The sequence below is a fragment of the Allorhodopirellula heiligendammensis genome (assembly GCF_007860105.1).
GTDB classification, from domain to species: domain Bacteria; phylum Planctomycetota; class Planctomycetia; order Pirellulales; family Pirellulaceae; genus Rhodopirellula; species Rhodopirellula heiligendammensis.
On sequence record NZ_SJPU01000002.1, the window covers coordinates 2,344,682 to 2,359,605 of the forward strand.

The following is a 14,924-nucleotide window of genomic DNA, read 5'->3' on the forward strand; positions in this document are numbered from 1 at the left end:
GCTTAGAACCGAATTTCCACGCGGGCGTTGAAACCGTCAAATGTGATCGCCTGGCTCATGTCCGCGAAGTGATTGTTGTTGTCACGAACACCGTCAATCCAGTCAGCAGTGGTGATACTGTTGAACCATCCACTGACCGAATACCCTGTCGAGACGCGAAAATTCTCGCTCGCCTGCCACCCCGCACCGACCTCCAAATCAAGGATCGTTACCAAGCGTGCGGCGGTGAAATTGCTCGATGATACATACGCACCATCTCGAGTATTGAGATAACTGGCATCAAACTCACCGGCGAGGAAACTGGCGTTTGCCTTTCCATATCCGTACAGCCCGTGCCCAACAAAGTGCTGGGCATCAAGGCCTAAACGAAGGCCAGCTCCATCGAAATCAACGTCCGAAGAAACAGCATCAACGATACCGACCGGTTGATAGATCGCGCCGATCTCTTGTTCCATGTGAGCGTAGCGTGCCCCGATAATCATGTTGATGGCACTGCTATCGCTGCCATGCAGCAAAAAGCGATAATCCAGATCAAAGACATGGAAGTCCAACTCCGTGCGACCCGATGCCGTCAGCGCGTTCGACGCAGCGTTGATCGCGTCGGGGTGAATCAATAACTTACTCAGGGCTGCACCGGCAATCTGGTCATCATTCTCACTGATGAACCCCGTGTAAGTCGCGACAATACTATGACAGCGGTCGAGCGCTTTGATCAGTCCAACACGGTACCCAAAATCAAACTCGCTACTGAGGACGCCGGTGCTGCCCGCTGGAACTGTCCCATCAACGGGCGCTGCGTATGCGGTGTCGGCATTGCGAGCGCGCATCACGAGAACCTCGCCAAACGCGACAGACTGATGCACCCAGGGCGGAACGCAGCAACGGTTGATTGACGTGCGATACTCAACTCCCGACTCGCTGGCAATACGGACGCCAGACTGGGACTGGTAGCCCACCAGCGATGCAGGAACATCCAAATCCTGATCTGGAAAAAAGCTAAATCGGGGAGGCCTCTCGCTGCACGAGACACTACCAGCTTTGGCACCGCCCTCGTCGGTCAGTTCCGATCTCGGAATCGAGCCATTCGCTGGAGCGGATTGATCTGAACGAATGCTGCCATACGAAGCGCCTGCCACGTTTTCAGCAAGGACTGAACCACAGCACGTTAAGAGCGCGCCGGCGGCCAGCCAACGACGTAGGCGAATGGGCATCGTTCGATCCTGAAAATGAAGTATGAGCAGTCGATCCATGATCGGACCCACAATCTCGTTTTCGGCACCATCGGGGGGTTCGCAGCAATAAAGGCGGAACCGTCGGAGCAATCACCGCAACCCGCACACTCCACCTTTCTTGCCTCCATGCCCATTTACCTCCCTGGGTGCGACGAACCACGGTCGGATTCACGGCATCGGTCACACCCACAACCACACGCAATCCACCTGTCGGTCCCGTCGACCAAAATGGAAGCGTCAATTTTTCCGCTCACTCCGAGCGAAACATCAAAATGCCCCGTCGAAAGTTCTATTCGTGAATCGGCTGGCGACGCGCCCGCCAGGCTGCTACTCGGAGCGGGGGCGCTCGTACCAAACGTCATCCACGAGAGCATGTTGTCGTAGCGCTGCCAACAAGCACCCGCATCGGAGCTAGCAATCACTAACTAGGAACATGAAATCGACCGCGATCACGCCGGTAATACGAAGAACTCATCCAGGCACTGAGATTTGTCAGGAAGGTGAGGGTCGAGGTATTTCTCGCAATGACTTCAGACGAACGCCTCGTGCCAGCGTTACACTAGTGACGTGCAAATTGCCGGAAATCGATTCCACACCGCGTTCACCAAATTCCAAAATGACCAAGCATCTTTTTTTTCCCCTCATTCATCGCGGCACTGCTCTCCTCGCAATTGGCCTGGCCATGGCAGCGGGGAGCGATATCGGCGCTGCGCCACCTCACCCGACCCCGGCCAGCGAGGTGAGCGGTGCTGCTGTAGCGACCGATGGCCAGCGCCCCAATGTGTTGTTCATTGCCATTGATGACATGAACGATTGGACGGGATTTCTGGGTGGACACCCCCAAGCCCACACGCCCAACATGGACGCGTTGGCCCGTCGCGGCGTGAACTTCACCAACGCGCACTGCGTTGCCCCGGCATGTTCACCCTGTCGCCTGGGACTGCTCTATGGTGTTGAACCATTTCACTCGGGGCTATATCCGTTTTATAACCACGACAAGATCCAGCCCTGGATCACTGAGCACTACACGAGCTTACCCAAAACGCTGCGTGACCAAGGCTACCAGACATATGGTGCCGGCAAGATCTTTCACTCCAGCACGCACTACGACATCGACTGGTCGGACTATCACCAGGTCCAGAAAACGAAACTCGTTTACGCACCCGAACAGGGATATCAGATCGGAAAGTCCGACAAAATGGCTTTCTGTCCCACTACCAACCCGCTCACCGAGCATCCCGATTATCAAGTTGCCGACTATGGTATTGAGGTTCTCAGCGACAAGCACGACCAACCATTCTTTCTGGCGGTGGGAATTGTCAAGCCGCACTTGGCGTTCGTATGCCCGGAGCAGTTCTTTGAGATGATTGAGCAACCGGTCCAAGCCCCCCTGATTCACAACGGCGATCTGGCCGACGTGCCTTGGGCAGGCCGCTCGATGGCCAATTTAGGAGACGATTTCAAATTCCGAAACGATGAAGCGTGGCAGCGAGTTCGCCATGCTTACTTGGCCTGCATCACCTGGGCGGACTTCAACATCGGTCGGGTTCTCGATGCGTTGGCTGCCAGCCCGCACGCTAAAAACACCGTCGTCGTGGTGTGGTCTGACCATGGCTATCATCTCGGTGAAAAACGTAGCTTTCGCAAGTTTTCACTGTGGGAGGAAGCGACGCGCGTACCGCTTATCATCTACGACCCCCGTCGACATGTCGGTGAACCGGAGAACTGCGTTGAGCCGGTCTCGCTCATTGACCTGTACCGAACGATCACCGAACTGGCGGGCGTCGAAGCGCCCCAATACGTTGATGGTGACAGCTTGGTTCCGCAGCTGGACAACCCCTCCGAAGCAATCCCAGAACCAGCAATCACAACCTGGGGACGTGGCAACTATAGCCTGCGTGATGGCCGCTACCGCTACACGCGATACTTTGATGGCGGCGAAGAACTATACGACCATCAAACCGATCCGCAGGAGTGGACGAATCTGGCTGACAACCCTGATCACCAGATCATCAAGCAGCGACTCGCGAAAGCACTCCCACAAAACGAGGCGCCATTAGTTCGCAACGGCGTCGCTCTATGGAACGTGATCGACGCCGACCGACCGCAGAAACTAGAGAGCTTCCAACAAAAAACTTGGCCTAGCTTTGTTAAAAAGCTCCGCCCCAAAATCGAGTAGCCGGACCCCAGGATCAACCTGTGATTGTAGCGGAGGAGCAATCGTCGAACAGTCATTGCTACTATAATGAGTCGTGAATTGCACGACAGCGCCCCCAGAGTGCCGGGACGAAATCCTCGGTAGTTTCCGTTCTTACAATGCGAACTTGAGTCCTTTTTAAATGAACGCCTATTTTTTATGCCCAAAATGTGGATACACTCAAACTGCACCGGAGGCGTTTATTGGACGCAAGAGCCGCTGCCCGAAATGCGAGGCGGCTGGCGAAATCATTGCCGGAGAGCCTAGAGCACAGAAGAAGCCTCAAACGTCTGTTCCGGTGAATGTCGACATCAGCCCGAACGAGTCATCACCCGCTCCTACGGAAACTGAAACTCCCAAGGCGCGAGGCAAGGCGAACGCACCTCGTCCAGACGACACAATCGAGATTGACACAACTCGATCTAAGAACCCTACCGTGGCGGCCACCCCAGTCAATGCGTTTGAACCATCGAGTAACGTCGGTAGCGAGATTGCGACCGAGCGATACCCGAATCTAACACTCTATCTCAAGATTGCGGCGACCGTCACCAGAATCCTTGCCGTGATCGCTGCCGGTTTTTTTGTATTAAGCGGACTCATGGCATGTGCCCAGACGCTCTTTTTCAGCGACGCTGAGATACTCTTCAAGGTCGCGAGGACTTCGGTGACGCTGTTAGGTCTCGCGTTCGGCTTGCTGCTGATCTACCTCTACTATGTTGCTTTCATGGCGATCATCGAGTTGATTCGTGTGGTCATGGATATCGAACGCAATACGCGGCGACCCTGAAAAATTTCGGGCTCGTTCGAAGGAAGTGTGCGCCGGAGGTTTTCGGGGGATAACTCAAGTATCAATTGATGCTTTGTGTGTGCGTTGCACTGACAGAAGGCTGGCAGGGCCGTGAGAAACGGCGTCAAGCTCGAATGGCTCGTACTTCGTGAGCCGAGCCCTGTAAGCGGACGGGCTAGCCGTGTCGCCTGGTGCCTGACGGCACTCGACTCACGTCATTGTCAGCGTGAGCCCACGACATGCGCGTCAAGCTCTGCAGAGGTGTAACTTGACATAGGATATCAAGGTCGCCCGCTCGTGTTATGCCGGAAAAAAAGCTGCCGTCACCACGAAGTACGCGTCCGTCGGATGGGCCAATTTCAGGGATCTTGATGTCGGTACCGTTGACATTCCCGCCCCGAAGATGGGCCGAGGGCGGTTTGCGGGTAAATAGGAAGATTAGAGATGGCACGCTAGATGCGTTAGCGTCGGTACATTACCAGCGGATCGGGGGGTGATTAAGTAATACTTCCGCAATCACCGCCCGTTTGGTCCACGTCAGCAATTCAGAACCCTCTCGTTGTCGTGGCGACGCATCCTTTTTTTTCTCACTTATCTGCACTCTGGAGCCCCACATGCTTGGTCTCAAACGACTCACCCTGATCGCCAACCGACCAAAGCAAGGGCACCCCAGCCCCCGAAAATCAAGATTAATGTCGCAGAAACGCTCCACAATTCGCCGGTTGCTCGGGGAGCCGCTGGAGGATCGCCGGCTACTAGCTGCCTATGTCGTGGACACCGCTATCGACGCGATCGATGCGACTGACGGCGTTGTTAGCCTGCGTGAAGCGGTACAAGCCGCCAATACCAACACCGTCGTCGGCGACGCGGCCGCCGGTGATGCAGGCGTCACCGATACGATTACATTTGCGGACGGACTTTCGACGATCACTCTCAACAGTCAATTGTCGATAACGGAATCTCTCGGGATCTCCCTCGGTTCCGCTACAGGCGTGACACTGAGCGGCGGCAACGCATCGCGAATTTTCTCCGTCGATGCAGGTGGAGACCCGGGAGTCCCGACAGGCGTCGCGATCTCCGGGTTGACTCTGACCGGCGGTACTGCCGAATCGGGCGGCGCGATCTTCGTTTCCGCGGGCCAGTCACTAACGCTTGACGGCGTAACATTGACGGGCAATGTGGCTACAGGGAGCGATGTGGGACAGGGTGGAGGAGCAATTTACAATGCGGGTTCACTCAGCATCTCCGCGGGCATCATCAGCGACAACGACGCCAATGGGACGTCCGGTAGCGGTGGCGGCATCCTTAATATGGCTGGGACGCTTGATGTCAGTGGAACGATAATCTCGGCCAACACGGCCAATCGGGCCGGCGGTGGGATCGAAACGGCAGGTGGCAGCGTCACGCTGACCAATGTAACCCTGGGCAGCGATGGCGATGGGACGGATGACGAGACCGAAGGCAACTCGGTTGCTGAAAATGCTGCACCAGGTAATGGCGGGGGCTTGCACATCGGCGGCGATGGGACCGTCGCCGTAACAGGCGGTAGCGTGCGTGGTAACTCGGCCGTCGAAGGCGGTGGATTGTGGAATTCCGGGGCCGGCACACTGACCATTGACGGCACCACCATCGCCGATAATACCGCCGTTCGTGGAGGTGGTGTTTATCAAGACGAAGCATCAACCACGCAGACCTTCACGGTCGATCTACAAACACTCAACTCTGCCTACGGCTCCACCGCAACCGGAACCGCCACGATCACGCTCGATACCTCAGGCGTGACGGGACCCAATAGCGGCACCGCCAGCATCCGAGTCCAGATCGATGCCAGCGGTCTACCCGACTTAACGGAGGTCAGTGGTGGTATCCATGTCGCCCACATCCACGGCCAATTCGCGGGCAACGCCCAGCGACCCTCCGCTGAGCAGGGCGACGGTCCGTTCTTTGATGGCGAAGGCGGAGCCGCGAATGGGTTCGCGCCGAGTGACTCGATCACCCCAACGACCGAGGACGATGGGGCCAAGAACATTGACGAGTCCGCTCAATTCGGCCAGCCCACCGACTTCTTAGACTTCTTTGAGGGACGGCCTGATTACGGTCCGGTCGTGCTAAACCTCTCTGCCAACCAACTCGCAGCTGCCCCCGATGGCACACCGCCACTGACCTTCTTCTTTCAGCAACTCGCCGCTGGCAACATCAACCCAGCTGACGAATTCCCCGTCGGCACGACATTCAATCGCGATACGACCTACACCTTTGACCTCAGTGATGCCGATCAACGCCGCCAGTACAACAACCTCGCGCCGTTAGAAACCCGTGAGATTGTGCTGCACGGCTTGGTCATTCCCAAGGATATTTCCGACGCGATCGATGCAGCCACCGGCGCGGCGCCCGGTACCCCCACTGCCGGCGTCGACCAGGGTGACGGCACTTCGTTCCGTCGCACCGCACCGATCGCCGCGGGCACGATCGCACGCGTCTCAGGCATCACAACCATTGCCAACGCCACCATCAGCGGCAATACGGCAACGGGCGACATGGCCACCGATGGCGGTGGTGGAGTTTACAACGCCGGTGGAGTGCTCGGTATTAGCGGATCGACGATCACCGCCAACGCTGCCAATGGCACTGCCGGTAGCGGAGGCGGGGTCTTCAGCGCCGATGGTCAGACAACGATCAGCTCAACGGCCATCGGCGGCCCGACCGCCGCATCGGGAAACACCGCTAACCGCGCCGGTGGCGGGATCGAAGTCGTCGAGGGAAATGTATCGATCGAAGGTGCCAGCAGTCTTGCGAACAACTTCGCGGGTATCAACGGTGGGGGTGTGCATATCACCGGCGCAGCCACGGTGGATTCGGCTCAATCCACCTATACCAATAACACCGCGGCGAGTGAGGGCGGTGGGCTTTGGAACTCCGCCACGGGAACCATCAATATCGATGGTGGAATTATCTCCGGGAACACTGCCAGCGGCGACGCAGCGGACAACGGTGGCGGCGGGATCTATAACGACGGTGGTTTGATCACAGCCTTCGGTGGAGTGATCAGTGACAATGTGGCCGATGGCACCAGCGGTAGCGGGGGCGGTGTGCTGAACAACGGCGGCACACTGACGATCGACGACGGCACCAGCATCTCGGGTAACCGGGCGAATCGGGCCGGCGGCGGCATCGAGACAGCTGGCGGTAGCGTCACCCTCGACAACACCAACCTCACCGGAAACACGGTCAATACCGAAGGTGCCACTGGCAACCCCGGTAACGGTGGCGGGCTGCATATCGGTGGTGACGGCGTGGTCGTGATCAACGGCGGCGAGGTGACCGGCAACTCAGCCGTCGAAGGCGGTGGGTTGTGGAACTCCGGGGCCGGCACGCTGACAATTGATGGCACCACGATCGCCGATAATACTGCGGTTCGTGGCGGTGGTGTTTATCAAGATGAAACGTCCACGACCCAGACCTTCACGGTGGATCTACAAACGCTCAATTCGGCATACGGCTCAACGGCGACCGGCACCGCCACGATCACGCTCGATACCTCAGGCGTGACAGGACCCAATAGCGGCACTGCCAGTATCCGCGTCCAGATCGATGCCAGCGGTTTGCAAGACTTAACCACGACCACGGGCGGGATCCACGTCGCTCATATCCACGGCCAGTTCACGGGCAATGCAGCCCGTCCGATGGCCGATCAAGGCGATGGTCCCTTCTTCGATGGTGAAGGTGGTCAAACCGCGGACTCGGTACTGCCCACGACCGACGACGATGGCGCGTTGAACATCGATGAATCAGCAGACTTTGGGCAAGCGACCGACTTCCTCGACTTTTTTGAGGGCCGCCCTGATTACGGACCAGTCGTCCTGAATCTGACCAATGAGCAGCTCGCATCGGCTCCCGATGGCACCCCGCCATTAACGTTTTTCTTCCAGCAACTCGCTGCTGGGAATATTCCCTCGGACGCGTTCCCCAACGGTACGTCCTTCAATCGAGACACGACGTACACATTTGATTTAAGTGACCCCGATGCCCGGCGCCAGTACCACAATTTGACTCCGCTGGAATCACGGGAGATCGTACTACACGGATTGACAGTGCCCACGAACATCAGTGATGCAATTGATGCTGCAACTGGAGCGACTCCGGGCAGCCCCACGGCGGGCGTGCCGTTGGATAACGGCATGTCATTCCGCCGCACCGCGCCGGTTGCAGCGGGAGAGATCGTACGCACGTCGGGCACAACTTCCATCACGGGAGCTACGATCACTGGCAATATCGCCACCGGTGGCAATCCGGATGAAGGCGGCGGCGGGGCTTTTAATGCTGGTTCCATGACCGTGGACAATTCGAGCATCTTCAACAACCTGGCCACGGGAGAACGTGGCAGTGGTGGTGGAATTCTGAACGTCAATCAAGGCGTGCTCGACGTCAGCGGAACGGCGATCACGGACAACGCGGCATTGGGCTCGATGATGGGCGACGGCGGGGGCGGGATCCTGAACATCGACGGCACAGTCTCGGTGACCGGTTCGACGATCAGTGATAACGACGCCACGGGCACCTCAGGCAGTGGCGGTGGCATCCTATCGCGTGCGGGAACCCTAACGGTCTCCGATACAACGATCAGCGGCAACGTCGCCAACCGGGCGGGCGGTGGAATCGAAGTGGGTCGCGCGACGGTGATGCTCAATGAGGTTGTACTGGGCGGCGCGTCGGCGACAGAGGGGAACTCGGTAAGTGGCACGGGAGCGAATCCAGGAAACGGTGGCGGATTGCATGTGACGTTCGATTCCACGGTGACGATCCAGGGCGGCAGTGTTCTCAACAACTCAGCTGTTGAGGGCGGTGGTCTATGGAACTCCAGTACCGGCACACTCACTGTCACTGACGCAACCATTTCGGGCAACACCGCCGGCGGTGACGCAGCTGACAACGGGGGCGGAGGCATCTACAACGACGGCGGAACGACTTCTGTCGTCGGTGGTATCATTAGCAACAACGTCGCCGATGGCACTAGCGGCAGCGGAGGCGGTGTGCTGAACAACGGCGGCACGCTGACGATTGGCAACGGCACCATCATCTCAGGTAACCGAGCGAATCGGGCCGGGGGCGGCATCGAGACCGCTGGCGGCAGCGTCACTCTCGACAACACCAACCTCACCGGTAACACGGTCAATACCGAAGGTGCCACTGGCAACCCCGGTAACGGTGGCGGGCTGCATATCGGTGGTAACGGCATGGTCGTGATCAACGGCGGCGAGGTGACCGGCAACTCGGCCGTCGAAGGCGGTGGGTTGTGGAACTCGGGGGCCGGCACGCTGACAATTGATGGCACCACGATCGCCGATAATACCGCCGTTCGTGGAGGTGGTGTTTATCAAGACGAAGCATCAACCACGCAGACCTTCACGGTCGATCTACAAACACTCAACTCTGCCTACGGCTCCACCGCAACCGGAACCGCCACGATCACGCTCGATACCTCAGGCGTGACGGGACCCAATAGCGGCACTGCCAGCATCCGAGTCCAGATCGATGCCAGCGGTCTACCCGACCTAACGGAGGTCAGTGGTGGTATCCATGTCGCCCACATCCACGGCCAATTCGCGGGCAACGCCCAGCGACCCTCCGCTGAGCAGGGCGACGGTCCGTTCTTTGATGGCGAAGGCGGAGCCGCGAATGGGTTCGCGCCGAGTGACTCGATCACCCCAACGACCGAGGACGATGGGGCCAAGAACATTGACGAGTCCGCTCAATTCGGCCAGCCCACCGACTTCTTAGACTTCTTTGAGGGACGGCCTGATTACGGTCCGGTCGTGCTAAACCTCTCTGCCAACCAACTCGCAGCTGCCCCCGATGGCACACCGCCACTGACCTTCTTCTTTCAGCAACTCGCCGCTGGCAACATCAACCCAGCTGACGAATTCCCCGTCGGCACGACATTCAATCGCGATACGACCTACACCTTTGACCTCAGTGATGCCGATCAACGCCGCCAGTACAACAACCTCGCGCCGCTGGAAACCCGTGAAATTGTGCTGCACGGCTTGGTCATTCCCAAGGATATTTCCGACGCGATCGATGCAGCCACCGGCGCGGCGCCCGGTACCCCCACTGCCGGCGTCGACCAGGGTGACGGCACTTCGTTCCGTCGCACCGCACCGATCGCCGCGGGCACGATCGCACGCGTCTCAGGCATCACAACCATTGCCAACGCCACCATCAGCGGCAATACGGCAACGGGCGACATGGCCACCGATGGCGGTGGTGGAGTTTACAACGCCGGTGGAGTGCTCGGTATTAGCGGATCGACGATCACCGCCAACGCTGCCAATGGCACTGCCGGTAGCGGAGGCGGGGTCTTCAGCGCCGATGGTCAGACAACGATCAGCTCAACGGCCATCGGCGGCCCGACCGCCGCATCGGGAAACACCGCTAACCGCGCCGGTGGCGGGATCGAAGTCGTCGAGGGAAATGTATCGATCGAAGGTGCCAGCAGTCTTGCGAACAACTTCGCGGGTATCAACGGTGGGGGTGTGCATATCACCGGCGCAGCCACGGTGGATTCGGCTCAATCCACCTATACCAATAACACCGCGGCGAGTGAGGGCGGTGGGCTTTGGAACTCCGCCACGGGAACCATCAATATCGATGGTGGAATTATCTCCGGGAACACTGCCAGCGGCGACGCAGCGGACAACGGTGGCGGCGGGATCTATAACGACGGTGGTTTGATCACAGCCTTCGGTGGAGTGATCAGTGACAATGTGGCCGATGGCACCAGCGGTAGCGGGGGCGGTGTGCTGAACAACGGCGGCACACTGACGATCGACGACGGCACCAGCATCTCGGGTAACCGGGCGAATCGGGCCGGCGGCGGCATCGAGACAGCTGGCGGTAGCGTCACCCTCGACAACACCAACCTCACCGGAAACACGGTCAATACCGAAGGTGCCACTGGCAACCCCGGTAACGGCGGCGGGCTGCATATCGGTGGTGACGGCGTGGTCGTGATCAACGGCGGCGAGGTGACCGGCAACTCAGCCGTCGAAGGCGGTGGGTTGTGGAACTCGGGGGCCGGCACACTGACTGTTAATGACGTGACGATTTCGGGCAACACCGCCAGCGGTGACGCAGCTGACAACGGTGGCGGCGGCATCTACAACGATGGGGGAACAACCTCAGTCTTCGGCGGCGTGATCAGTGACAATGTGGCCGATGGCACCAGCGGTAGCGGGGGCGGTGTGCTGAACAACGGCGGCACGCTGACGATCGACAACGGCACCAGCATCTCGGGTAACCGGGCGAATCGGGCCGGCGGCGGCATCGAGACAGCCGGCGGTAGCGTGATGCTCAATAACCTTCGCATCGTCAACAACACCGTCAGCGCTGGCGGAGCGGTCGCCAACCCCGGCAACGGTGGTGGGCTGCATATCGGCGGCGACGCCGAAGTCACGATTTTCGGCAGCACGATCCTTGGCAACTCTGCCGTAGAGGGCGGCGGATTATGGAACGGTCCCGCCAGTGAACTCACCGTCGACGCCTCCACCATTGCCGGAAACACGTCAGACGATGGGGGTGGCGTGTACAACTCGGGAACGAGTGGTGACATCACCCTGATCAACTCGACAATTTCAGGAAACACCGCGACGGGCGACGGCGGTGGAATTGCCAGCGAGGGTGCGAACGTGACATTGTTGAATGTCACGATCGCTACGAACTCTGCAGCCAACGGCGGCGGTGTCCAATCCGATGCCGGCACCGTCTCGGCGATCAACACGATTATCGCGTCCAATACCGCGACCTCGGCTCCGGACGTCGCTGGCACACTGATGAGTAACGGGAACAACCTGATCGGCGACACGACCGACACAAATTTGGTCGGTGCCGCGGCGTCGGATATTCTGGACGTTGACGCTGGACTGGCGGCGCTCGCCGACAACGGCGGCCCCACGCAAACGATCGCCTTGTTGGCCAGCAGTCCAGCACTCAATGCAGGCGTGGCAACGGGAGTGCCAGTAGATCAGCGCGGCATAGCTCGCCCACAGGGCGCTGGCATCGATATTGGTGCCTTTGAATCCGACTTAAACCCGATAGCCACACCGGAACTTGCGATTGCTGCCGCCAACGCGGATCGAAATGAAGGTAACTCCGGACTGACCCCGTTCACCTTCACTGTTACCCGCAGCGGCACGACCACGGGAACAACCAGCGTGAGCTATACCGTCAGCGGCAGTGGTACCAACGTAGCCGACGGCAATGATTTTCAAAACGGTGGTTTCCCCAGCGGCACGGTCAACTTTGCCGACGGAGAAACAGCGAAAACCATTACCGTCAACGTAGCTGGCGACGGTGACTTTGAATCCGATGAGACGTTTACCGTCACGCTGGGCAACGCCACCGGTGGTGCCACCGTGACGACAGACGAAGCAACGGGGACGATTCGCAATGACGATGCCGTCGTTGTCCCCACGCTGTCGATCGCCGCAGCCAACGCCGATCGATTGGAAGGCAACTCGGGTGCAACGCCGTTTACCTTTACGGTCACACGCGGCGGTGACACATCCGCTGCGACAACGGTCCAATACACCATTGCGGGATCGGGAGCGAATCCCACCAATGCCAACGACTTTGCCAGCGGCTTCCCCTCGGGCACGATCAGCTTCGCGGCGGGCGAGACAACTCAGACACTCACGATTGGTGTGTCGGGCGATACGTTTGCCGAACAGGACGAGACATTCACAGTGACGTTAAGCAACGCGACAGGTGGGGCTTCCATCACGAGTGACGAGGCTTCAGGCGTGATTCGAAATGATGACCGCTTGGGTGGTGACACCCGCATTCTGACACCGCCCCAAGTTGTGCGGCCGCATGTGATCCCAGGCGACGGAATCCCCACTGCCATCATCTTCCAAGCAGTCACTGACGCTACCGTCACTGTCTTTCCCGTCGGAGTCGCGTCGTTTACCGAAAACGTCTACATCGTCGACGGTAACACGCAGCAGATCAGCCAGTACGTTAACGGCGTCACCACGGCCCAGGTGACCGCTGGCAACCTGTACTCCGTCATTTTTGAGCCGCAATCGGAAGATCGAATCTTCTCCATTCGCTCATCCGCCGGATCCGATTCGTTATCCAACGAACCGTCGACTAACATCCTACAGCCAACCGATACCACGGCCGACGGAAAAACGACCGCTCTGGATGCATTGCGAATCGTCAATGCGCTCAATCAACGCGACGCAGCAGGCGGCGAGCCATTGCCTGACACCGCGGCATCGAATGCGTTTCTGGACGTCAATCGCGACAATTCCGTGACGGCGCTGGACGCACTGATTGTGATTAATTTTCTCAATCGCCAAGACGCGAGCCTGGCGGGGAATCCGGCGGGTGAAAGTTTTGCGGCTGCTCCTCAGCAGGCTGGCCGGGTCGCGTCGGCAACACCCATCAGTCATGCGGACGATGCCGCTATCGATCAGGTATTCGCGGCCGACACCGCGCAGCCAAATTGGCTAGCGAGCGACCCTTCAGCGGATCTCGCTGCAGACGCTGGCGCCACGATGACTGCCGCCAATGTCGACGTGGCACTGGATTCCGATTCTGACGATGACGAGCTTGAGCTATTCGCGGATTCACGCCTGCTGGCAGGCATCAACTGATGCGGCAGGATATCCCGGCGGCTCCGTCTGTCTGAGCTGCGATGCAGTGCGTTCACGAGCCCTTCGACCGGCGGAGCCACCGGTCGACAACGGGCTCAACCGGTGGTTCTCACTCGCAGTCGCGGATCTGCTTTAGCAGCGCCATGAAGACCATTTCATTGGCGTCAAAATCTCGGCTCTCGGCTTGGAATTGCACGAGAATCCGACCGGCGATCGGCATCTGGTCGCGGGTCGAGGGGGGCGCGTCGAGCAAAACGACTCGGGAAAAGACCACCAGATCGAGGTGGTAGAAACTCAGATCGACTGCACGCTCGCTGTCGTCAGCGCCGGGAAGCTGAATCTCGTCAAACTCAACATCGTTGTACTGCACACGCAGCATGTCGGCAATTTCATCGATCAGTTCGTCATCGCCACGTGTGATCGGCAACGTTTCGATGGAAACAAAACCACCGCTGGGTAAATCAAAGGTGGCGCCCTGGTCGCCTTCGTCGTCACCGCGGGGAACCAGGGTCCAGTTTTCCGGATAGAGAAGCTTGAGACCGAATCCCTCAAAGGTGGCAGGCATGAGTAAGAGTGTTCGAGAGCGAGTCAGGGGAATCAGGAAGGGCTCAACGTGGTCAGCGAGTAACGCATCGCTTCGGGCACGGGCATTTTGACGAGCTTGCCACCGGGAGCCAAACGACAGCAAACAACTGAAATCCGCCCGATCGCCACCGCCTTGGAGGCACACTCGATGCGGTACTGGTAATGGATGCTACTCGTTCCCACGCGTTCGACGAACAACGAAATATCGAGAATGTCCTCGAAACGAGCAGGCCCCAGATAATCGCAAGCCGCAGAAACCCGGGGCCAAGTCAGCGAATCCGGAGTATCATGCGGCGGCAGGATCGAGACCCCTATCGACCGCAAAAACTCATGCTCAACGGATTCCATGATGGGAAAAAACGCTGAAAAATGAACGATTCCGGCCGCGTCGGTGTCACGAAACTCGACGCGGCGTGTCGTCTGAAAACGGGCTACGGGATTGCCTGCAGCTTCAGAATCGTTCACAA

General features: G+C 58.8%; 6 protein-coding genes. 3 read left to right on the forward strand and 3 right to left on the reverse strand.

Annotated features, from left to right (window positions below; translation table 11 throughout):
* Positions 1 to 2: 2 nt before the first annotated feature.
* Positions 3 to 1,211, reverse strand: a complete 1,209-nt coding sequence (locus Poly21_RS18830; RefSeq protein ID WP_146408388.1) for an Lpg1974 family pore-forming outer membrane protein — start codon at positions 1,209 to 1,211, stop codon at positions 3 to 5.
* A gap of 637 nt (positions 1,212 to 1,848) precedes the next feature.
* Between Poly21_RS18830 and Poly21_RS18835 the strand changes: the two genes are divergently transcribed.
* The 3 genes from Poly21_RS18835 (at position 1,849) to Poly21_RS18845 (ending at position 13,872) form a co-directional block, all read left to right on the forward strand.
* Complete coding sequence (locus tag Poly21_RS18835) at positions 1,849 to 3,411, forward strand: sulfatase (RefSeq protein WP_302119582.1); 1,563 nt, start codon at positions 1,849 to 1,851, stop codon at positions 3,409 to 3,411.
* A gap of 160 nt (positions 3,412 to 3,571) precedes the next feature.
* Positions 3,572 to 4,216 carry a hypothetical protein gene (locus tag Poly21_RS18840; RefSeq protein ID WP_146408389.1) on the forward strand — a complete coding sequence of 215 codons (645 nt, stop codon included), beginning with the start codon at positions 3,572 to 3,574 and terminating at the stop codon, positions 4,214 to 4,216.
* A gap of 614 nt (positions 4,217 to 4,830) precedes the next feature.
* Complete coding sequence (locus Poly21_RS18845; RefSeq protein ID WP_302119584.1) at positions 4,831 to 13,872, forward strand: choice-of-anchor Q domain-containing protein; 9,042 nt, start codon at positions 4,831 to 4,833, stop codon at positions 13,870 to 13,872.
* A 109-nt stretch (positions 13,873 to 13,981) separates the two neighbouring features.
* On the opposite strand, the gene Poly21_RS18850 is transcribed toward Poly21_RS18845, so the two are convergent.
* Positions 13,982 to 14,437, reverse strand: a complete 456-nt coding sequence (locus Poly21_RS18850) for a hypothetical protein (protein ID WP_146408391.1) — start codon at positions 14,435 to 14,437, stop codon at positions 13,982 to 13,984.
* A 32-nt stretch (positions 14,438 to 14,469) separates the two neighbouring features.
* On the reverse strand, positions 14,470 to 14,922 hold the full coding sequence (locus Poly21_RS18855; RefSeq protein ID WP_146408392.1) for an acyl-CoA thioesterase: 453 nt from the start codon (positions 14,920 to 14,922) through the stop codon (positions 14,470 to 14,472).
* Positions 14,923 to 14,924: the final 2 nt, after the last annotated feature.